The 19,061-nt window shown below is 71.7% G+C and carries 23 protein-coding genes; 17 read left to right on the forward strand and 6 right to left on the reverse strand.

The window, feature by feature from the left end; translation table 11 throughout:
- Positions 1–62: 62 nt before the first annotated feature.
- Positions 63–530 carry a hypothetical protein gene (locus B073_RS0118240; RefSeq protein ID WP_018539521.1) on the reverse strand — a complete coding sequence of 156 codons (468 nt, stop codon included), beginning with the start codon at positions 528–530 and terminating at the stop codon, positions 63–65.
- Between the two features lie 144 nt (positions 531–674).
- On the opposite strand from B073_RS0118240, the gene B073_RS0118245 reads away from it, so the two are divergent.
- Positions 675–1,547 (forward strand): EamA family transporter, encoded by an 873-nt coding sequence (locus tag B073_RS0118245; RefSeq protein ID WP_018539522.1) that lies wholly within the window; start codon positions 675–677, stop codon positions 1,545–1,547.
- Positions 1,548–1,605: 58 nt separating this feature from the next.
- Here B073_RS0118245 and B073_RS0118250 read toward each other — a convergent pair whose 3' ends face one another.
- The gene (locus B073_RS0118250; protein ID WP_018539523.1) at positions 1,606–2,550 is read right to left on the reverse strand and encodes an MBL fold metallo-hydrolase; all 945 of its coding nucleotides are present in this window, start codon (positions 2,548–2,550) and stop codon (positions 1,606–1,608) included.
- 305 nt (positions 2,551–2,855) lie between these two features.
- Here B073_RS0118250 and B073_RS0118255 point away from each other — a divergent pair, with 305 nt between their 5' ends.
- The 3 genes from B073_RS0118255 to B073_RS0118265 are packed head-to-tail and all read left to right on the forward strand — an operon-like array spanning position 2,856 to position 5,068.
- A complete protein-coding gene (locus B073_RS0118255; RefSeq protein WP_018539524.1) occupies positions 2,856–3,068 on the forward strand; it encodes a hypothetical protein in 213 nt (70 codons plus the stop codon).
- Entirely contained in the window at positions 3,055–4,488 is a 1,434-nt protein-coding gene (locus B073_RS0118260; protein WP_018539525.1) for an amidase, read from the forward strand. Before B073_RS0118255 ends, B073_RS0118260 begins: the two co-directional genes overlap by 14 nt.
- A 16-nt stretch (positions 4,489–4,504) precedes the next feature.
- A complete protein-coding gene (locus B073_RS0118265) occupies positions 4,505–5,068 on the forward strand; it encodes a TetR/AcrR family transcriptional regulator (protein WP_026247505.1) in 564 nt (187 codons plus the stop codon).
- 362 nt (positions 5,069–5,430) lie between these two features.
- Here B073_RS0118265 and B073_RS0118270 read toward each other — a convergent pair whose 3' ends face one another.
- A complete protein-coding gene (locus tag B073_RS0118270; RefSeq protein ID WP_026247506.1) occupies positions 5,431–5,799 on the reverse strand; it encodes a VOC family protein in 369 nt (122 codons plus the stop codon).
- A 111-nt stretch (positions 5,800–5,910) separates the two neighbouring features.
- Between B073_RS0118270 and B073_RS0118275 the strand changes: the two genes are divergently transcribed.
- On the forward strand, positions 5,911–6,348 hold the full coding sequence (locus tag B073_RS0118275; RefSeq protein WP_018539528.1) for a VOC family protein: 438 nt from the start codon (positions 5,911–5,913) through the stop codon (positions 6,346–6,348).
- Between the two features lie 87 nt (positions 6,349–6,435).
- Here B073_RS0118275 and B073_RS47200 read toward each other — a convergent pair whose 3' ends face one another.
- On the reverse strand, positions 6,436–6,594 hold the full coding sequence (locus tag B073_RS47200) for a hypothetical protein (protein WP_018539529.1): 159 nt from the start codon (positions 6,592–6,594) through the stop codon (positions 6,436–6,438).
- A gap of 337 nt (positions 6,595–6,931) precedes the next feature.
- Here B073_RS47200 and B073_RS0118285 point away from each other — a divergent pair, with 337 nt between their 5' ends.
- The 9 genes from B073_RS0118285 (at position 6,932) to B073_RS0118330 (ending at position 13,715) form a co-directional block, all read left to right on the forward strand.
- Complete coding sequence (locus B073_RS0118285; protein WP_018539530.1) at positions 6,932–7,030, forward strand: zinc-binding dehydrogenase; 99 nt, start codon at positions 6,932–6,934, stop codon at positions 7,028–7,030.
- Positions 7,031–7,276: 246 nt separating this feature from the next.
- Positions 7,277–8,101, forward strand: a complete 825-nt coding sequence (locus tag B073_RS0118290) for an LLM class F420-dependent oxidoreductase (protein ID WP_018539531.1) — start codon at positions 7,277–7,279, stop codon at positions 8,099–8,101.
- 16 nt (positions 8,102–8,117) lie between these two features.
- Positions 8,118–8,549 carry a TIGR03668 family PPOX class F420-dependent oxidoreductase gene (locus B073_RS0118295; RefSeq protein ID WP_018539532.1) on the forward strand — a complete coding sequence of 144 codons (432 nt, stop codon included), beginning with the start codon at positions 8,118–8,120 and terminating at the stop codon, positions 8,547–8,549.
- A gap of 188 nt (positions 8,550–8,737) precedes the next feature.
- The gene (locus B073_RS40310) at positions 8,738–9,463 is read left to right on the forward strand and encodes a peptidase E (protein ID WP_018539533.1); all 726 of its coding nucleotides are present in this window, start codon (positions 8,738–8,740) and stop codon (positions 9,461–9,463) included.
- A gap of 413 nt (positions 9,464–9,876) precedes the next feature.
- Positions 9,877–10,509, forward strand: coding sequence for a GmrSD restriction endonuclease domain-containing protein (locus B073_RS0118310; RefSeq protein WP_018539535.1), 633 nt, complete (start codon positions 9,877–9,879; stop codon positions 10,507–10,509).
- Between the two features lie 310 nt (positions 10,510–10,819).
- Positions 10,820–11,197, forward strand: coding sequence for a VOC family protein (locus B073_RS0118315; protein ID WP_018539536.1), 378 nt, complete (start codon positions 10,820–10,822; stop codon positions 11,195–11,197).
- Between the two features lie 11 nt (positions 11,198–11,208).
- Positions 11,209–11,466, forward strand: coding sequence for a hypothetical protein (locus B073_RS0118320; RefSeq protein ID WP_018539537.1), 258 nt, complete (start codon positions 11,209–11,211; stop codon positions 11,464–11,466).
- Between the two features lie 418 nt (positions 11,467–11,884).
- Entirely contained in the window at positions 11,885–13,048 is a 1,164-nt protein-coding gene (locus B073_RS0118325) for a CaiB/BaiF CoA transferase family protein (RefSeq protein WP_018539538.1), read from the forward strand.
- 46 nt (positions 13,049–13,094) lie between these two features.
- Positions 13,095–13,715 (forward strand): class I SAM-dependent methyltransferase, encoded by a 621-nt coding sequence (locus tag B073_RS0118330; RefSeq protein ID WP_018539539.1) that lies wholly within the window; start codon positions 13,095–13,097, stop codon positions 13,713–13,715.
- Positions 13,716–13,768: 53 nt separating this feature from the next.
- Here B073_RS0118330 and B073_RS40315 read toward each other — a convergent pair whose 3' ends face one another.
- Positions 13,769–14,344, reverse strand: a complete 576-nt coding sequence (locus B073_RS40315; RefSeq protein WP_018539540.1) for a MarR family winged helix-turn-helix transcriptional regulator — start codon at positions 14,342–14,344, stop codon at positions 13,769–13,771.
- Here B073_RS40315 and B073_RS0118340 point away from each other — a divergent pair.
- Positions 14,268–15,137, forward strand: a complete 870-nt coding sequence (locus B073_RS0118340; RefSeq protein ID WP_037812020.1) for an amidohydrolase family protein — start codon at positions 14,268–14,270, stop codon at positions 15,135–15,137. The genes B073_RS40315 and B073_RS0118340 overlap by 77 nt on opposite strands.
- 78 nt (positions 15,138–15,215) lie before the next feature.
- Positions 15,216–16,439 carry a PP2C family protein-serine/threonine phosphatase gene (locus B073_RS40320; RefSeq protein ID WP_018539542.1) on the forward strand — a complete coding sequence of 408 codons (1,224 nt, stop codon included), beginning with the start codon at positions 15,216–15,218 and terminating at the stop codon, positions 16,437–16,439.
- Positions 16,440–16,477: 38 nt separating this feature from the next.
- Here B073_RS40320 and B073_RS0118350 read toward each other — a convergent pair whose 3' ends face one another.
- Positions 16,478–17,455: a TetR/AcrR family transcriptional regulator C-terminal domain-containing protein gene (locus B073_RS0118350; RefSeq protein ID WP_018539543.1), complete on the reverse strand. Its 978-nt coding sequence runs from the start codon at positions 17,453–17,455 to the stop codon at positions 16,478–16,480.
- A 240-nt stretch (positions 17,456–17,695) separates the two neighbouring features.
- Between B073_RS0118350 and B073_RS0118355 the strand changes: the two genes are divergently transcribed.
- Positions 17,696–18,811 (forward strand): FAD-dependent monooxygenase, encoded by a 1,116-nt coding sequence (locus B073_RS0118355; RefSeq protein ID WP_026247508.1) that lies wholly within the window; start codon positions 17,696–17,698, stop codon positions 18,809–18,811.
- The last annotated feature ends 250 nt before the right edge of the window (positions 18,812–19,061 follow it).

Consider the following 19,061-nt stretch of genomic DNA (forward strand, 5'->3'; position numbering starts at 1 on the left):
GGAGCTGGGTGCACCGTCGCGGGCTGGCGGGGTACCTACCGGTTTCGGGTGATGTGCCTGGTCTAGATCAACAGCACTGCGGAGCGAGCCACGGACGTCTGTGCCGACGGCATGGCGTGGGAACTCGATGCGTCAACGACGGTGCGTACCAGGCGGGTTGAGGTGGCGGCGCAGCGGTCCAGTGGGGACTGGTCCGGAGCCTGCAGCGCCGCTCCCTGCGGGGGCTGGCCGGACAGGCACGCCCCCGTCGGATGGCCGTCCGGGTGCTCATGGTGCGGCTGCCCGGGCTCCGCCACGGATACGGCCGGTCCCGCAGCGACGGCGGGCTCGGCGGCGGACGGATGGAGACCGGCACCGGGACCGGCACCGGCGTCGGCGACTGCGGCAGGCAGATGAACGTCGCCGCTCTCCGCGCTCAACCCATGACTGAACACCAGCGCAAGCAGCGCCGCGAACAGGCACAGCAGCCCCACGGGGCCCGCCGAGAAGCGAGCCCGCCGCATACCGAAGGGCGACCGGGCCGTGACCATGCCGCGAGAGTAACGCCTGGAACCACGACCCGGTACGACCCACACGCCGATCAGCGACAACCGGCCACACAACGGCCGGACCGCGCCGCCGCGGCGGCCCGGGTTGTGGCGAAGAGCTGCCATCCCCGTCATGGGAGGGCAAACATGCTGCCGGCCGCGCCTGCGAGCAGCTTCGGCCTGGCCAAGGCATCCGCGCCCGCCCTCGTCCTCGCCGGCGTGCTGGGCCTCCAAGGCGGCGCTGCCTTGGCCACGGGCCTCTACCCCCTGGTGGGTCCGGCGGGCGTGGTGACGCTGCGGCTGCTGATCGCCGCGATCGTGCTGCTGGCCGTATGGCGGCCGGGCTGGCGATGGAGCCGCACGACCTGGACGCTCGCGGCGGCCGCAGGCACGCTGATCGCCGTTCACCACCTCAGCTACTACGAGGCAGTGGACCGGGTGCCGCTGGGCGCTGCGACGACCATGGAGTTCCTCGGCCCGTTCGCGATCGCGCTGATCGGTTCGCGCCGGGTCGCCGACCTGCTGTGGGCCGCCCTCGCCGCGGCGGGCGTGGTCCTGCTGAGCTGCTCCGGACTCCAACTGGACGCCGCGGGGCTGCTGTTCGGTGTGCTCGCGGGTGGCTGCTGGGGCGGGTACATCCTGGTCGGCAAGCGCCTGGCGGAACGTGTCCCGGACGGGCGCGGTCTGGCCCTCGCGGTCAGCTGGGGCGCGCTGCTCAGCCTCCCGTACGGCATTTCCCAGGCAGGCATCCGGCTGCTCGATCCGGGCACCCTCGCCCTCGCCGCGGCGGTCGCGGTCCTGTCGACCGTGCTGCCCTACACCGTCCAGCTGGAGGCCCTGCGTCGCCTGCCGCCCGGTGTCTTCGGCGTCCTCACCAGCCTGGAACCGGCCGTCGGGGCACTCCTCGGCCTGTTGTTCCTCGGCCAGCGCCTCGCCCTGCCGCAGTGGGGGGGCGTCGCGGCGGTGGCCCTGGCCTCGGCCGGCGCGAGCCGACTCACGAGTGCATCCGAGCACCCTTGATCGCCTTGGCCCGCCCGCGGCGCGACTGTCCCGGTCGGCCCTGCCTTGCTGATGCTGATTACGGCGCTTCGTGCGCGTGCGCCTCGGTGTCTGCGGGAACGGGCGCGAGCCGGTAGGTGTTCCCTTCGGCGCGCACCCGGCCGCCGGTGGGCGGCGGGAAGTGCGTGCCCAGGAGGAGCGTTTCGCTGTCGGCCAGTTCGGAGAGCAGTGAACGCCGGGTGGTCCGGGCACGTTCGGGGTCGATGTCGACGCAGCTGCCGAGGGCCGGGTCGGCGAACTGGACCGGGTGGTGCAGGCAGTCGCCGGTGATCAGTGCCGTGGCGCCACCGCTGCTGATCTCCACCGCGACGTGACCCGGGGTGTGGCCGGGCGTCGGGACGAGCCGCAGACCGGGGGCGATCTCGGCGCCCCGGGGCGGGACGTCCACGAGGTCCAGCAGCCCGGCGTCCTCGACCGGGTGCACCGAGTCGCGGAACATCTGCCGACGCGGCTCGTCCATGTCGTATCCGGCCCAGAACTCCCGCTCGGTACGGGAGACGACGTAACGGGCGTTCGGGAAGGTGGGGACCCAGCCGCCGCCCTGCGCCCGGGTGTTCCAGCCGACGTGGTCGGCATGGAGGTGCGTCAGAACGACCAGGTCGACGAGGTCCGGGGCGAAGCCCGCGGCCGTGAGGCGCGGTACGTAGTCGGTCCGCAGGTCGTGCCAGGCAGGGTTGGCCCGGGTCTTGCCGTTGCCGATCCCGGTGTCGACCAGCACGCGCAGGCCGCCCACCGAGAGGGCGAAAGTGTGACTGGCCAGGCGCAGCGTCCCGCTCCGGTCGACGAAGTCGGGGCGCAGCCAGTCATGCCGGGCGACCACGTCGGGGGTGGCGCCGGGCAGCAGCCAGGGGCCGGTCTCCGGCGGCAGGACGACCTCGTCGATGCGGTGGACCGTGAGGTCGCCCACGGTCCAAGTGGGCGCGGCGGGCTGGGCAGTTGATTCGGCGGGTGGGGTGGTGGTCATGGTTCGTCCTCCTGGTTGGGTGGGGTCGGTTGGGCTCGGTGGGTCAGGGGCAACCAGCTAAAAGCAATCCGTTTGCGTTAGGTCGACCGTAGGGCCTATCGTCAGCTAACGCAAACAATTAGCGTTTGAGATTGCGTTCCCCCTCAGTCAGCCCCAGCCATTCCCAGCCATTCCCCGTCAGCCTCAGTCCGACCCGACCCTGTCCCACTCGGCCCGCCGCGCACCCCGTCCCGACCCAGCGCGCCCCGGGCCGGGCCGGCCCCAACTCGACGCAAACAGACACCACTCGACCGGGAGACGACCCCATGCCCCACCCCTGCACCGACCTCACACCCCGGGAGGCGGCCCGCTGGGCCGAGCGTTCCGGACTGCCGCTGCCGGCCGATCGCCATGATGCCGTCGCAGCCACCGCCCAGCACATCCACTCCGTCGTCTCGGTCCTGCGGGAACTGGACTTCGGGGAGATCCCGCCCGCCGCCTCCTACCGCGCAGGGAAGATGCCCGATGCAGCCGTATGAGCTGTCCGTGGCCGCCGCAGCCGACGCGATCCGGGCCCGGCGACTGTCGCCCGTCGAACTGGTCGACTCGGTGCTCGACCGCATCGAGCAGGAGGAGCCACGCCTGGGTGCGTACGTGGCGGTGACGGCCGAGCAGGCCCGCCGGGCCGCGCGCGCCGCCGAACGGGAGGCCGTCGCCGGTCGCCTCCGTGGGCCGCTGCACGGGATACCTATGGGACTGAAGGACCTGATCGACGCCGCCGGCACGGCGACCACGGCCAGTTCCCGGGTCCGGGACGGACATCGCGCGGCCGCCGACAGCACGGTGGCCGGGCGGCTGGCGGCGGCCGGCGCGGTGCTCGTCGGCAAGACCCACACCCATGAGTTCGCCTACGGGCTGATCACCCCGCAGACCCGCAACGCCTGGGACGAGGGCCGCATCGCGGGCGGCTCCAGTGGCGGGTCGGCCGTCGCCGTGGCCGCGGGCGCCGCCGGCTTCGCCCTCGGCACCGACACCGGAGGATCGATCCGGGTACCGGCCGCACTCAACGGCGTCGTCGGTCTGAAGCCGACCTACGGGCTCGTTCCCCGGCACGGTGTCACCTCGCTGTCCTGGTCGCTGGACCACGTCGGCCCGCTCACCCGCACCGTCGCGGACGCGGCCCTGGTCTTGCCCGTGCTGGCCGGCCACGACCCGTGCGACCCGGCCTCGCTCATCACCCACCCCACGGACCACTTGCCGCCCCGCGGGACCGACCTCACGGGGCTGCGGATCGGCGTTCCCCGCAACTACTACTTCGACCGGATCGCGACGGACGTCGACGTCGCGGTCCGACGCGCCATCGAACGGCTGGCGGCCCTCGGCGCACGGCTCGTCGAGGTCGAGATCCCCATGACCCGCTACATCCAGGCAACCCAGTGGGGACTGATGGTCCCCGAAGCCACCGCGTACCACGAGCAGACCTTGCGGACGATGCCCGACCGCTACGCGGACGACGTCCGTATCCTCCTCGAAGCCGGCGAACTGCTGGGCGCCGGGGACTATCTGCGGGCCCAGCGTGCCCGGACGCTGATGCGGCAGGCGTGGGCCCGGCTGTTCGACGAGGTCGATGTGATCGCGGCGCCGACCGTGCCCACCGTCGCCGCGCCGACCGGCCAGGACACGCTCACCTGGCCCGACGGCACGGTCGAGAGCGTCTCCGACGCCTATGTGCGCCTCTCCGCGCCCGCCAACATCACCGGAGTGCCCTCGCTGTCCCTGCCGGTGGGGCAGGACCGAGCGGGCCTGCCGATCGGGATGCAGCTGATCGGACGGCCCCTCGGCGAGCCCGATCTCCTGCGCGTGGGGCACGCCTACGAGCAGTCCGCGCCCGCCCGGACCCTCGCACCGCCGGCCGCCGCCCGCACGGGCCTGGAACCAGAAGCAACGGCTTTGCGTTAGCGCTTAGGGTGGTGACATGAGTCCCCGACCGATGGCGCGCCCCGGCGGCCGCAGCGCCCGCGTCCAGGAGGCGGTGCACACTGCCGTGCGCGCGCTGGAGGCGGAGGTGGGCCGCGAGGGCTTGACGGTGCCGCTGGTCGCCGCGCGGGCCGGGGTCACACCGTCGACGATCTACCGCCGCTGGGGCGATCTGCGGGAGCTGCTCTCGGACGTCGCGGTCGAGCGCCTGCGCCCGGAGGCACCGCCGGACGACCACGGCGATCTCGCCTCCGACCTGGCCTCCTGGGCCGAGCAGTTCCTCGACGAGATGGCCTCGCCACCCGGCCGCGCGTATATCCGCGACGCGCTGCTGGGCGACCCGGACGGCAACAACGCCGGCCAGTGCTCGGCCTACGCGGCCGACCAGATCGATGTCATCCTCGCCCGCGCCGCCGACCGCGGCGAACGGGCCCCCGACACCGAAACCCTCATCGACCGCATCGTGGCGCCCATGATGTACCGCATCCTCTTCCGCCCGGGCCCCCTGGACGCCGCCTACGCCCACGACCTGGTGACCGCGGCCCTCGACAGGCCGGCATAACGGGACCGTCCCTTTCCCCCGGACCCAAGGTGAGGCCGGTTCCCCCGGACCCAAGGTGAGGCCGGCCATCCGCCTCGGTTGGGCGTCCCTTACTGCCAGGGCTGAGGGGCCGGGCCAGGCCCCTCAGCCCTCGTCGATCCCATCGGTGGTCGCCGACCAGCCGTGTTCGAGCAGGTCGACGGCCCGGTTGACGGCGGCATCGGCCAGTGCCTTGCGGGGGCGGCCTCCTTGCGCTCGTGCCGGCCCAGCGGGGGCTGTTCGCGCGTGGAACCCGTCATGGCGTCATGGAACGGGCGGGGTGACCGAGACAAAGAAGTGCACGGTTCAACCTCGAGCGGTGCGCGGCGCAGTTGCGCGCACGGTCAGCTGTGGCCGGTGTCGATGACGCAGAAGCGGTTGCCGTCGGGATCGGCGAGGACGATGAAGTCGGCGTCGTCCGGATAGCAGTCCCAGTCGACATGTTGGGCGCCCAGGGACACCAGGCGCTCGACCTCGGCGGCCTGATCGGCCGCGTCCCCGGCGTACAGGTCGAGATGGATCCGCGGATATTCCTGGACGGGGGACTCGCTGAGGCCGAGGGACAACTGCACACCGGCGCCCTCCTTCGGCACCAGCACCACCCAGTCGTCCGCCACCTCCTCGCGCGGGACGTATCCCAGGGCCGCCGTCCAGAACGCCGCCGCACGGGGTACGTCCGCGACACCCAACACCACCGATCCGACTCTCAGCATGGGTCGATGATGCCGTATCGCGGTGCGACCGCTTGGCGGTGGGGCTCGGCGAACGGGGCACCTGCCTGGCGCCTCCCGCTCTCCGGTCGACCGGTGCGGCACAGTGGGGCCATGGACACCGACGACAGGGGCCCGTTGGCCCGGGCCCGCGTGGCGACCAGACTGCCGGCCCAGGATCTGGACCGGGCCCGGCGTTTCTACTCCGAGCGGCTGGGCCTGGAACCCGTCGACGAACGCCCCGGCGGGCTGCTGTACCGGTGCGGAGGCGTGGACTTTGTGCTGTTCCGGTCGGCGGGCAGCTCGGTCGGTGCCTTCACGCAGATGTCCTGGGAGGTCGACGACATCGAGGCGGTCGTGGCGGAACTCAGGCGCCGCGGTGTGGTGTTCGAGGACGTCGACCTGCCTGGACTGCTGGGCGGCGGGCGGACGACGGACGGCATCGCCGAGGTGCAGGGCAACTACCCGAGCAAGGGCGCTCGTGGGGAACGCGGTGCCTGGTTCCGCGACAGCGAGGGGAACATGCTGGGCATCGGCCAGCCCGTGTACTGACGCCCGGTCAGCGGCCGACGGCCCCTCCGGCCATGGGTGCCGAAGGGGCCGTTGTCGGGGTGTCGGTGGTTGACTGGCTCTGCCCGGCTAGCGGTTCTGTGCCCACCACGCCGCGAGGCCGATGACCGCGGTGCCGAGCGCGTAGGACGCACCGCGCAGGAAGTTGGTGGCAACGAGCCGACCGTAGCGGCGCCATGGGTTCCGGAAGCGGGTGGTTGTCGGCTGACGGCCCTCCATCGTCTGCATTGGGAGCCCCTCTCGTGAACGCGGAGAACAGCGACGGTTCCACAGGGGGAGCCCCGATCGGGCAGCGTCGGTGGCCGGACTCCCGATCACGGGCTCCCTTGCGTTACCTGCAAGCTTACGAGGTTGTGCGCTTGTGAACGCAGTGCATCGCCCGGCGCGTCCTGAGGGGATCCGGTGAATGTGTACCCGCACCGTCCCATGGCCGGGTGCCGGGTGAGGTGGGGCGGGATGGTGGTGGGTGCATGAACACCCCTGATTCCAAGGGGACTTGGAATCGTGGCCACAGGCGCGTTCACGGTCGCGGTAGCGCCTTCCCTAACCGTCGCTGTCGTCGGGCGTGGACCGAGTCTTCGGCCTGGAAGAGATCGCCGACGCGCACCGTTACATGGAGGCGGGAGCCCAGGTCGGCAAGATCGTCGTCACGGTCGATCACTGAGGAGGGCCATTACTGGGGAGAGTCGATCACTGGGGAGAGGGGACGGCGCCGGGTGGCTGTGGCTGTGGCTGTGGCTGTTGCCGTGGTCGTGGCCGTCGACTGACGCGGCGCCGCGCGGGGCCTCGCGGCGACCCTGCGGGGGATCGCCCGCTTGGCGGGACGGACTGTTGGGCCGGGGCCGGCCGGGGTACCTCGCCTGGGGTTGCCGACCGCGGCACCCGAGAACCCGGAAGCGAAGGAGCCGCTGTGAAGTTCGGGGTATCGACCTTCCTCACCGACCAGGGGATCGCGCCGGCCGCCCTGGGGCGCGCCGTGGACGAGCGCGGACTCGACTCCCTGTTCATCGCCGAGCACACCCACATCCCGGTGGACCGCCGCACGCCGTACCCGCGCGGCGGCGAACTTCCCGAGATCTACTACCGCACCCTCGACCCGTTCGTCGCGCTGGCCGCCGTCGCCGCGGTCACCGAACGGCTCCTGCTGGGCACCGGCATCGCGCTGGTGGCCCAGCGGGACCCGATCGTCACGGCCAAGGAGGTGGCCTCGCTGGACCTGGTCTCCGGCGGGCGGGCGGTCTTCGGGGTCGGCATCGGCTGGAACAGGGAGGAGATGGCCAACCACGGCACGGACCCGCGGACCCGGGGCCGCCTGGTGGACGAGCGACTACAGGCCATCCGGGAACTGTGGACGCGGGAGAAGGCCGAGTTCCACGGGGAGTTCGTGGACTTCGACCCCGTCTACTCCTGGCCCAAGCCGGTCCAGCAGCCGCATCCGCCGATTTACGTGGGCGGGGGCGAGGGTGCCTTCCACCGGGTGGCCGCGCTCGGCGACGCCTGGCTGGCCAACAGCACCTCGCCCGATGAACTGGGGCCGCAGATCGAGCGGCTGCGCAGCCTCGCGGGCCGGGACGTTCCGGTGACCGTCTATGCGGTGCCGCAGGATCCGGAGGTCCTCGAAGGGTACGCACGGCTCGGCGTGGAACGGGTGCTGTTCTCTCTGCCGACGGTGCCGGAGGCCGAGACGCTGCCGCACCTCGACCGGTTCGCCGACGTCGCCGGGCGCTTCCGGTGAACGGGGCGGGGCAGCAGTGCCGGTGATGAGCCGGGGGCGGGCCCGGCAGTGCTTCGCCGCGGCACGGGTTGCCCGGCTGGCCACCGTCGATGCCGAGGACCGCCCGCATCTGGTGCCGGTGGTGTTCGCCGTGACGGGCGACACGCTCGTCTTCGCCGTGGACCACAAGCCCAAACGGGCCACCGAGTTGAAGCGCCTGGCCAACATCCGCAGACATCCTGGCGTCTGCCTCCTCGCCGACGAGTACGGCGAGGACTGGGACCGCCTGTGGTGGGCACGGGCGGACGGCACCGCCACCGTGCTGCCGCCGGCGGACGGGTCGGTGACGTCCGCGCGCTATGTGCGGCTGCTGACGGAGAAGTACCGCTCGCAGTACGCCGACCGCCGACCGAACGGGCCCGTGGTGGAGGTGAGCGTGGAGCGGTGGTCCGGCTGGTGTGCCACGTAGGGGGCTGGCGCAGCGGTTAGCGCGCGGTAAGCACAGCGGTGCGCTGCCACGGCGACACACGGATATGCGGTTGCGGCGTCCGATGACGAAAGGGCATGTTCGGGGGATTCGCCGTCTCCCGCCCGCAGTTGGCCGCAAGGGAGCAGGCAACAGGGCCGTGGCGGACGGCCGACCGCGAAGGAGGCGCAATGGTGACCGGCGTTCCCGTACGGCGGTTGGCCCTCCTCGGAGGGGGCTTCTCCACGGACACCGATGGGCTGTTGGACGACTGGGTTCTCGGCCAGGCGCGCACGCCCCGACCCAAGGTGTGTTTCCTGCCCACCGCCAGTGGCGACGCGGCCGGCTACGTCGAGCGGTTCCTGGCCGGCTTCCGCCCGCGTGACTGCGAGCCCAGCGTGCTGCCGCTGTTCCGGCGGGAGCTCGACGACGACGCCCTGCGCGCACTCGTGCTGGCACAGGACGTGGTCTACGTGGGCGGCGGCAACACCGCCAACCTCCTGGCGGTCTGGCGGGCCCACGGCATGGACCGGCTGCTCCGCGAGGCATACGAACGCGGCACCCTGCTGTGCGGGATCAGCGCCGGCGCCAACTGCTGGGCCGAGGGCTCGCACACCGACTCCTTCGGCCCACTGACGTTCCTGCCGGACGGGTTGGGCCTGCTGTCCGGCTCGGTCTGCCCGCACTACGACAGCGAACCGGGGCGTCGGGCCTCCTACCGCGCCGCCGTGGCCAGCGGTGCACTGCCAGCTGGGTGGGCGCTGGAGGACGGCGTCGCCGCTCTCTTCACCGACGGCCTGCTGCCCGAAGCGGTGAGCCGTACCGCACAGGCCCGCCTCTACCGCGTCCAGCCGGGCGGGCGAGGGGGAGTGGACGAGCGCCCGCTGAGGAGCCGTCGGCTCCGGTCTGTGCCATGACCTGAAAAGACAAGCTCGTCGCACCCCTCCTTGCCTCGACGGCGCCGGCATGACTTGAACCTCACGCGCTGTGAGGATGCAAGTTTGAGCCATGACCCAACCCGTCCATGCACCCTCGTCCCCGCCTGCGCATCGCCCTGGCTTCAACCTTCCCCACCCTCCTGACCGTTCCACTCTGTGTCCTCCTGGCCGCGGTCGGTCTCGTGCCTTGGACGATCCTTCTCGCCGTGCCGGTCACACTCGCCGTCCATGCCACCGTGACCTTGGCCCGGCTCCGCTCGGCCTCGTTCAACGGGGGGTAATGGGAAGGGAAAGGTATTGTCATGTCCATTCAACGCGCGTAGCGCGGGGTGCGGTATGTGCGGTTTCCTCGAAAGGAGCCTCTCCAACCCCCCACATTTCAGGAGACGTTGATGCCTCGCGCTGCCCTCGGCCTGTCGGCCGCCGCAGTTGTCGTCGTCGGCCTCTGCGCCGCCCCGGCACTCGCCGAACCGCCGGCTCCGCCGTCGACATCGACCGCCCGCGCCGAACTGTCGGCCCTGAAGGTGGCCGCCCCGCACTCCATGGACGGCTACTCCCGCGACAAGTTCTCCATATGGGCCAAGCAGCCCGATGGTTGCACCACCCGCCAGGAGGTCCTCGCCCGCGACGGAAAGGACGTCCAGGACAATCCGGGCAGCTGCCAGCCGTCCAGCGGATCGTGGTACTCCGCCTACGACGACACCACCGTCACCGATGTCGGCCAGGCAACCATCGACCACATGGTCCCCCTGGCCGAAGCCTGGCGGTCCGGTGCCGACACCTGGACCGACGAACAGCGCAAGGGTTTCGGGAACGACCTGAAGGACCCCCAGCTGCTGATCGCCTCGGAATCCTCCAACAGCTCCAAGAGCGACAGCGGCCCGGCCGACTGGAAGCCGACCAACCACGGCTTCTGGTGCACGTACGCCAAGGACTACACCCACGTCAAGTCCGTCTGGAAGCTGACCACGACCGACAACGAGAAGAAGGCCATCTCCTCGATGCTCGACACCTGCACCAACTGACCGGCTGGACTGACCCGACGGCCTGCTGCCTCGGCGGTGCCGTGCGCAGACCGTTCGTCAACATCGTGCGGGCCGGGAACGATCCCGGCCCGCACGATGCGTCGTCGCGTGCGGAGTGCCGCTACCTCACACCCTGGCTCGCCGGGTGGCCCTCCCCGTCGGGCCTGACGTCCGCCCGAGCCAGCCGCAGACTTCCTCCGCTGTCCGCCGTCCGCTGCCAGGCACCTGCCGATCGGCGTGCCGACGACGTCACGGTGCCCGCCCGTGCAGCAGAATTCGACGTGTCTGCCACCCAAGGAGGAGCTGCCCGATGGCTCTGACCAACCTCGACATCGTCTCCGTTCCGGTCTCCGACCAGGACCGCGCCAAGCGCTTCTACGCCGACGTCCTCGGCTTCACCACGCTGATGGACAATCCGATGGGCGAGAACATGCGCTGGGTGATGCTTCAGCCGCCGGGCGCCGCCACCAAGATCACCCTGGTCACGTGGTTCCCGACCATGCCCGCCGGCTCCCTCAAGGGTTCCGTGCTGGCCTGCGACGACCTGGAGGGGACCCTGCGGGAACTGGAGCAACGGGGTGTCGCCTTCCACGAGGCGGAGATCCAACAGGCTCCCTGGGGACGTTGGAAGTCCTTCGACGACCCCGACGGCAACGGCTGGATCGTCCAGGAGAACGCCACCTCCTAGCCGCTGGGGGCGTGCCGAAGGCCATCGGTGGCACCACCGGTGCCTCGGACGATCACGAGTGCACCACGAACTACCGCGCCGCGAACCAGCACCTCCAGCCGGGCAGTTGGGTTCCGGTCTGTTACCCGGCGAGCGCCGGCCCGTGGCTGAACGGTCACGGCGGCGTACTGGACCTGAACGCGCCCAGCTACGACGACAGCACCCGGACCATCGCCGAGGGCGGCCGCGACGGGATCCAGTGGCGGAACCCCGACGGGAGTCCTGCGTAGGGTCCGTCCCGATGCCCTGACGGAAGCGGGGGAGAGCCTGGCCCGGCCGGTGAGGTGCGGCGGCCGGGCCAGGCAACCCGGCCGCCGGCGGGTGGCCGGGGGCTTCTGGGTGGTGTTTCCGAGCCAGATGGCGTTTGCTCCCGGTACGCGCCCTGGTCCACCGGGCCCGGGTCTGAGACGCTCGTCGGGCACCTGGGCGACGACAGGCAGCCGATGGGCGAAGGGGCGCAGAGGAAGGGCGCGCACGCAGTCCGCGACGCAGAACGGTTCCCCGGTCCGGACCGGCCGCCCCGGCCCGAACCGGCGCCGGCAGCACGGCGGATGATCCGTACGGAATCTGCCGGACGATACCAGCCGCTGCTGGGACGGCGTCGCCCAGGCACCACGTCCGACGGCCTACGCAACGGAGGAAGACGGGATGCCCCGACCGTTCGACGGAGTGCGGATACTCGATCTCACGCACGTTCTGGCAGGACCGTTCGCCACCTACCAGTTGGCGGTCCTCGGTGCCGATGTGATCAAGATCGAGCCGCCGGACCGGCCGGACTTCGTGCGGTTCAAGGGCCCGGACCCCGCACTCAATCGCCAGCAGCGCGGGGTCAACTACCAGGTCCAGGGCGGCAGCAAGCGAGCCATGGCGCTGGACCTGAAGACGCCGGGCGGGCGGCGGGTCTTCCGGCGCATGGTCCGCACGGCCGATGTCGTCGTGGAGAACTACCGGGCCGGGGCACTGGAAGAACTCGGCCTGGGCCCCGGGCAACTGGCCCGGCTCAATCCGCGCCTGATCCACTGCTCGATGACCGGCTACGGGCAAGGGGGCCCGCGCGCCGGGGTGACCGCCTACGACAACGTGATCCAGGCGGCCTCGGGAATCATCGACCGCTGTGGCGGCCACAAGCCCAACCTCCCCTTCGTCGACTATGCCAGCGGCTACAACGCGGCCTTCGCGATCGCCGCCGCCCTCTACGGCCGGGACCGCGACGGCCGCGGGCAGCGGATCGACTGCTCGATGCTCGACACCGCCCTGATGCTGATGGGCCCGCACCTGGCGGCTCAACTGCACGCACCGGACTGGCAGGCGCCACCGGAGGCCGGGTTGGGTGCGTACCCCACCGCGGACGGGGTGTTCGTCCTGGGCGCCCCGACCCCCGACCAGAACCGCAGACTGTGGACCGCCCTGGCGAGCGAGGGACACGATCACCCCCGCTTCCGCGACCTGCCCGACTTCGAGAGCCTGCACCGCCACAGTCAGGCCATGCGGCAGGTGCTGGCCGGCATCTTCCTGAGCCGCACCGCGGCCGCATGGGAGGACTGGGTCCACGCACACGGCCTGCCGGGAGAACGCCTCCGTACCCTGGCCGAGATCACCGCCGACGACCAGCTCCGTCACCGCCCCCTGCTGCACCACGGCGCGAACGGTGACCCGACGGTGCCGGTCGCGGCGTTCGCCTACGCCCACGACGGTCCGGAGCGCGTCCGTCCCGCGCCCGCCGTCGGCGAACACACCCAGGAGATCCTTGAAGAGATCGGCTTCACGACGGCGGAGGTCGAGGCCCTCAAGGCGGAAGGCGCCGTCCGGTGAGCATGGGCAGCGACCTGCCCCGCGACGACCGGCCGGTGCGCTGAGCGTGGCCCACGACGATCCCAAGGACATCGTGCGGCGCGGGTACGACGCCGCCGCCCTGCGCTACGACGAGGTGTACGGCGGCGAGGGGAAGTACGAGCCCGTGCTGCGCGCACTGCGGCGGTGCCTTCCGGCCGGTGGCACGGTGCTGGACCTCGGCTGCGGCAGCGGAGTGCCGGTCGCACGGACCTTGGCCGCCGCCGGTCACCGCGTCACCGGAATCGACATCAGTGAGGTGCAGATCCGCCGGGCCCGGGAGCGGGTGCCCGAGGCGGAGTTCCTCCACGGTGATGCCTCGGCCGCATCGTTCGCCGCCGCGTCCTTCGACGCCGTCGTCTCCTTCTACACGCTGATCCATCTGCCCTTGGCCGAGCAACCGCCCCTGCTGGGCAGGGTCGCCGAATGGCTGCGCCCCGGCGGGTGGTTCGTGGCCATCACGGGGTCCGGTGCCTGGACGGGCGTGGAGGAGGACTGGCTCGGCGGCGGTGCCCCGATGTGGTGGAGCCATGCGGATGCCGCCACCAACCGCGCGTGGATCACCGAGGCGGGCCTGACGGTCGAGCGGGAGGAGTTCGTGCCGGAGGGCGACGGCGGTCATGCGCTCTTCTGGGCACGGCGTCTCTGAGGTACGGCGTGCCTGAGGCCGGTCGGAGGGGCCGCCCACGTCCCGGCGGGCCCCTATCGGGGCTCCGGTCCGGTCATCGTGTCGGCGATGATGCCGGCGAGACGGTGCAGTTGGGCGGCGAGGGCGTGCCGTTCGTCGGGTGTGAACTGCGACAGTGCCTGGGACTGCCGGGCGCGAAGTTCGGTGCGCATGGTGGTCAGCCGCTGGGCGCCGTCGTCGGTGAGGCGGATGAGTACCTGGCGTTCGTCGTGCTCGGAGCGCCGTCGGGTGACCACGCCGTTGGCTTCGAGTTGTTTGAGCATCCGGATGGCGGTGGGGACGCTGATGTCGGCGTTGGCGGCGAGTCTGCCGACCGGTAGGCCGTCGCCCCGAGCGTCTTCCATGAGCGGGGCGAGCAGGGCCAGTTGGGCCATGGACAGTCCGGCCGCGGAGCGGCCGACGGTGGCGGCCCGTGAGCGGCGCATGGCGTAGAACAGCTGGTCGGCCGCCTGCGCCAGCTCCTCCACGCCGCCCCGGTCGGCGGCGGGACCCCGGTGGTGGGCGGCGGCGCCCTTGCTGGTGTCCGGCGGCTGGCCCGTCCCGGCCTGGAGCCCGGACGGCGCGATCGCGATGATGGACCGGCAGGGCATCGCCACCGGTGTGCTCTCGGTCACCGCGCCCGGCGTCCACCTGGCCGGCGACGCCGAGGCCCGCACCCTGGCCCGCGCCGTCAACGAGTACACCGCCGAGGTCGTCAAGGACCGCCCCGACCGCTTCGGCCACTTCGCCGGCGTTCCCCTGCCCGATGTCGACGCGGCCCTCGCCGAGGCCGTCCACGCGCTGGACACCCTGGGCGCCGACGGCGTCGTGCTGATGTCCAACGCGCACGGCCGCTACCTCGGCGACCCGGACTTCGAGCCGCTGTGGGACGAACTCGACCGGCGGGCGGCCGTCGTCTTCGTCCACCCCGCCCAGCCCCCGCTGCCGCTGCTGCCGGGCACCCCCGCTCCGCTGGCCGACTTCGTCTTCGACACCACCCGCAGCGCCCTCGACCTCGTGCTCAACGGCGTGCTGCGCCGCCACCCGAGCCTCCGTGTGATCCTCTCCCACGGCGGCGGTTTCCTGCCCTACGCCGCCTACCGCTTCGCCGGCCTGGCCCCCCTCGCCGTGGACCCGGACCGCGACGCCGACGACGTGCTGCGCGACCTCAAGCGCTTCTACTTCGACACCGCCCTGTCCGCCGGCCCCAGCGCCCTGCCCGCCCTGCTCGCCTTCGCCGAACCGGGCCACGTCCTGTACGGCAGTGACTGGCCCTTCGCACCCCAGGAAGCCGGCACCTACTACAACCACCACCTGGAGACCTACCCCCACTACGCTCCCGGTCAGGCCCGGGCCATCGACCGCGGCAACGCCGAGGCGCTCTTCCCCCGCCTCGCCCGCTGACGCCTCGCCGGTGGCGTGGTGCGCCGACAGGGGGCGGTGCATGGTGGAGGGGTGGCCACCCGGCAGCTCGTTGCCGGTATGCGGCAGCCGTGGAAGTCGAGCCAGGCGCTGCTGCTGATTCCGGTCGTGCTCATCGTGACGATCACGGTCGTGGATCTGCTGGTGCCGGCCGATGTGCATCTGGGGCCGTTGCTGGTGATCGCGCCGGCCATCACCGCGTCGTTCGCCGGACCGTGGACGACCGGGGTGATCGGGCTGCTGACCGTGGCGGCGCAAGCCTTCATCGGCTGGCACTTCGACGCGCTGTTCACTCGCAATGTGCTGGTGCAGATCCTGGCGATCGCGGTGCTGTCGGCCCTGGTGGTCTTCTACTGCCTGGCGCGGGAACGGCACCGCGCGGAGCTGGCCCAGGTGCGGTCGGTGGCCGAGGCCGCCCAGCATGTGCTGTTGTGGCCGTTGCCGGAACGGATCGGGCCGCTGCAGATCGCCTGTCTGTACCTGGCCGCCGAGAACGAGGCCCAGATCGGCGGGGACCTCTACGCCGCCACCCGCACCGACAACGCGGTCCGGGTGATGATCGGAGACGTACGCGGCAAGGGCCTGTCCGCCATCGGCGAGGCCGCGGTGCTGCTGGGGGCCTTCCGCGAGGCCGCCCACCGGCACACCACCCTGCCCGATCTCGCCGCCAACCTGGAGGAGAGCGTCGCCCGCTACCTCACGGACTTCGAACCGGCGGAGGAGGCGGGGGAGCGGTTCGCCACCACGCTCCTGCTGGAGATCCCCGACGGCGACCACATCACCCGCATGACCAGCTGCGGCCACCCCCCGCCCCTGCTGCTCAGCCCCGGAGGCGCCGTCACCGCCCCGAGCCTGCATCCGGCGCCCCCGTTGGGCATCGGGGCCATCGGCCCGGCCGGTTACTCCCTGGACGTGGTCTCCTTCCAGCCGGGCGACACGCTGCTGCTGTACACCGACGGCGTCATCGAGGCCCGCGACGCCGCCGGCGGCTTCTACCCGTTCGGCGAACGGGCCGCCCAGTGGACGGGCGCCAGCCCGGAGGCGCTGCTGCACCACATCCGGCGCGATCTCCTCGCCCATGTCGGCGGGCGCCTCGCCGACGACGCGGCACTCATCGCGCTGCACCGCACACCCACCGTGCACCGCGGCCGGCACACCGGGCGGGGTCTGCGCCTCGGCGGACTCGGCCACTCCGCGCACGAGGAAGCACCGGCGGCCGACCCGCCGGACTCCACACGCTCGTGGCCGGACTCCCCGCCGGCCGAGGACACCCACCCGCCGTGATCGGGCGGCGGAGGGGCGGAACGGGCGGAGGGCCCGGCTCACTTCCTCGTGCGGTGGGCGGGTCCGCCCTGCACGGCCACGGCGATACCGTCGAGCAGCGGCTTGAGACCGAACGTGAACAGGGCGTCCAGGTCGAGGTCGTAGCCGCCGTCCAGACTGCGTGCGGTGCGGGTGAACACCGGGTAGTGGTCGGCGGCGACGATCGCCTCGTAGGCGGAGGTCTGGCGGTCCATCCACTGGTCCGCGGACAACCCGGTGGCCGCCTCGGCCTGGGCCGCCCGCTCCAGGTGCACGGCGATGCCCTGCACATAGCTGTAGAGGAGGACGTGCAGGTCGAACATGGTCGCCGGATCGAGGCCATGGCCGTCCAGGGCGGCGAGCGCCCACTCGGCGTGGACCATCAGCTCCGGCAGCATCAGCGGGCGGGTGAGCGTGTCGACCTGCGCGAGCCAGGGGTGTCTGCGGTAGATCCGCCACAGGGTGTGTGCACCGAGTTCCAGCCTGGCGCGCCAGTCCTCCGGCGGGGTGGCCGGATAGCTCTCCTCGCCGAACGCCGCATCGGCCATCAGCCGCACCAGGTCGTCCTTGCTGGTCACGTACCGGTACGGGGACATGGCGGCGACACCGAGCCGGGCGGCGACGCTGCGCATGGACACCGCCGCCAGTCCCTCGCTGTCCGCGATCTCCGTCGCCGCGCGGACGATCCGCTCACGGGACAGTTCGTGATCGGCGGCGGCCGGGGAGGGCGAGCGGCGCCTGGGTGCGGAAGGCCGTTCCGGCGCCGGCGTACGGTCCTGGGCCACCGCCACGGTGCCGACCCGGGGGCGGGCCTCGACCAGTCCCTCCAGGCGCAGCGTGGTCAACGCCTTGGTGGCGGTGGCCAGTGCGACTCCCCACTCACGGGCGATCTGCCGCGTCGACGGCACGCGCTCGCCCGGGGCGATGGTGCCGTCGAGGATGCGTCGCCCGATCTCGTCGGCGATGCGCCGGAACGGCGGGTCGGAGGTCGCGGCCATGTCGTCGGCTCCCTGAGTATTTTTTCGCGCTCCTGGCAGCTGTACTAGAGCAGACCCTACCAGCGCGAAGGGTGGAAAAGCTGCCGCTGGACTAGAACAGCAGGCCAGGAAGGGCAGTTGGCGGCGCTGTGCATACGCCGTACATTCAGCCGCGTACAGCGTATGAAAGGGCTTGCTCACATGAAGACTGCTCACATGAAGACTGCTCACATGAAGACTGCGCGCATGGAGTCTGCGGTCATGAAGTCGGTGCTTGTTTCCGGTGCCGGGGTTGCGGGGACCGCGCTCGCCTCCCTCCTGCGTCGGGAGGGCGTTGCCGTGACGGTGGTGGACAGTGCGCCGGGGATACGCCGTGGCGGACAGGCGGTCGACATCCGGGGCGTCGCGCTCGAAGTCGTCGACCGGATGGGGCTGTTGGGACCGGCCCGCGCCCATCGCACCCGGATGCGGGGCATGTCCGTCCTGGACGGCGACGGTCGGGAGATCAGCCGCTCCACCGAGGCGACGTTCAGCAGCGGCCGGCTCGACAGTGACGACATCGAGCTGCTGCGCGAGGACCTGGTGCGCCTGCTGCACCAACGCGCCGGAAACGGCGTCGAGTTCCTCTTCGGGGACAGTATCGCCGCACTCGACCAGGACACGGACGGCGTGCGGGTCGCCTTCGAGCATGGTCGCTCGCGGACGTTCGACCTGGTCGTGGGGGCCGACGGACTGCACTCGTGCGTACGGCGCCTGGGCTTCGGGCCGGAGGAACGCTTCACCCGTCCGCTGGGCATGCAGCTGGCGATCTTCAGCGCGGACAACTTCCTGGGCCTGGCGGACTGGCAGGTCTGGCTCAGGGACGGCGAGACCGGCTACGGGATCTATCCCGTGCGGGACAACACCGAGCTGCGGATCTCGTTCGGCTTCGCGGCCGAGCCCGGCAGCGCCGCCGACCGTGACCCCGAACGGCAGAAGCAGGTGGTGGCCGACCGGATGGCGGCGCTGCGCTGGGAGACCCCCAGGCTGCTGAAGGCGCTGTGGGAGGCGCCCGACTTCTCCTTCGACGCGATGACACAGGTACACCTGGACCGCTGGTCGCACGGCCGGACGGCGCTGCTCGGCGACGCCGGATACTGCGCCTCACCGCTCTCCGGCCAGGGGACCAGCCTGGCTCTCGTGGGCGCCTACGTCCTCGCCGAAGCGCTGCGCCGGTCCGGGGGCGACCACCGAGCGGCGTTCGCCACCTACGAGGAGCGGATGCGCCCGTTCGTCGCGCTCAACCAGGCACTGGCCACCGAGAACCCCGGCGCACCGGCCGACGAGGCGTCCGTGGAGCGCGCCAAGAACGCCCTCGTACTGGACGGATGCCCCTGACCTCGCCGTAGAAGTCGGGACGAAGGACCGGGCAGGGGCCGGCTCCGGGACGACGCCGACCGGGAACGCCGCCGCCGGTGCCCGCCGTGCCCACGTTCGGCCCGCTGTACATGCGCAGCGCCCCGTTCGGTGATGGGCTGGGGGCGCTGCCGTGCGGAAGCTGACTTCGGAATATGCCAAGTCCGCTCCGTACCGAGTCCCACGACCAGTCCCACAACTGTCCGCACCGGGCCGGGCGGGCCGGTGCGCG

Source organism: Streptomyces sp. MspMP-M5, assembly GCF_000373585.1.
Lineage (GTDB): Bacteria > Actinomycetota > Actinomycetes > Streptomycetales > Streptomycetaceae > Streptomyces.

Bases quoted from the DNA above. Each gene is read 5' to 3' on its own strand.
- B073_RS0118240 (WP_018539521.1), bottom strand. From the start codon at position 530: ATGGTCACGGCCCGGTCGCCCTTCGGTATGCGGCGGGCTCGCTTCTCG.
- B073_RS0118245 (WP_018539522.1), top strand. From the start codon at position 675: ATGCTGCCGGCCGCGCCTGCGAGCAGCTTCGGCCTGGCCAAGGCATCC.
- B073_RS0118250 (WP_018539523.1), bottom strand. From the start codon at position 2,550: ATGACCACCACCCCACCCGCCGAATCAACTGCCCAGCCCGCCGCGCCC.
- B073_RS0118255 (WP_018539524.1), top strand. From the start codon at position 2,856: ATGCCCCACCCCTGCACCGACCTCACACCCCGGGAGGCGGCCCGCTGG.
- B073_RS0118260 (WP_018539525.1), top strand. From the start codon at position 3,055: ATGCAGCCGTATGAGCTGTCCGTGGCCGCCGCAGCCGACGCGATCCGG.
- B073_RS0118265 (WP_026247505.1), top strand. From the start codon at position 4,505: ATGAGTCCCCGACCGATGGCGCGCCCCGGCGGCCGCAGCGCCCGCGTC.
- B073_RS0118270 (WP_026247506.1), bottom strand. From the start codon at position 5,799: ATGCTGAGAGTCGGATCGGTGGTGTTGGGTGTCGCGGACGTACCCCGT.
- B073_RS0118275 (WP_018539528.1), top strand. From the start codon at position 5,911: ATGGACACCGACGACAGGGGCCCGTTGGCCCGGGCCCGCGTGGCGACC.
- B073_RS47200 (WP_018539529.1), bottom strand. From the start codon at position 6,594: ATGCAGACGATGGAGGGCCGTCAGCCGACAACCACCCGCTTCCGGAAC.
- B073_RS40310 (WP_018539533.1), top strand. From the start codon at position 8,738: ATGGTGACCGGCGTTCCCGTACGGCGGTTGGCCCTCCTCGGAGGGGGC.
- B073_RS0118310 (WP_018539535.1), top strand. From the start codon at position 9,877: ATGCCTCGCGCTGCCCTCGGCCTGTCGGCCGCCGCAGTTGTCGTCGTC.
- B073_RS0118315 (WP_018539536.1), top strand. From the start codon at position 10,820: ATGGCTCTGACCAACCTCGACATCGTCTCCGTTCCGGTCTCCGACCAG.
- B073_RS0118325 (WP_018539538.1), top strand. From the start codon at position 11,885: ATGCCCCGACCGTTCGACGGAGTGCGGATACTCGATCTCACGCACGTT.
- B073_RS40315 (WP_018539540.1), bottom strand. From the start codon at position 14,344: ATGCCCTGCCGGTCCATCATCGCGATCGCGCCGTCCGGGCTCCAGGCC.
- B073_RS40320 (WP_018539542.1), top strand. From the start codon at position 15,216: ATGCGGCAGCCGTGGAAGTCGAGCCAGGCGCTGCTGCTGATTCCGGTC.
- B073_RS0118350 (WP_018539543.1), bottom strand. From the start codon at position 17,455: ATGGCCGCGACCTCCGACCCGCCGTTCCGGCGCATCGCCGACGAGATC.
- B073_RS0118355 (WP_026247508.1), top strand. From the start codon at position 17,696: ATGAAGTCGGTGCTTGTTTCCGGTGCCGGGGTTGCGGGGACCGCGCTC.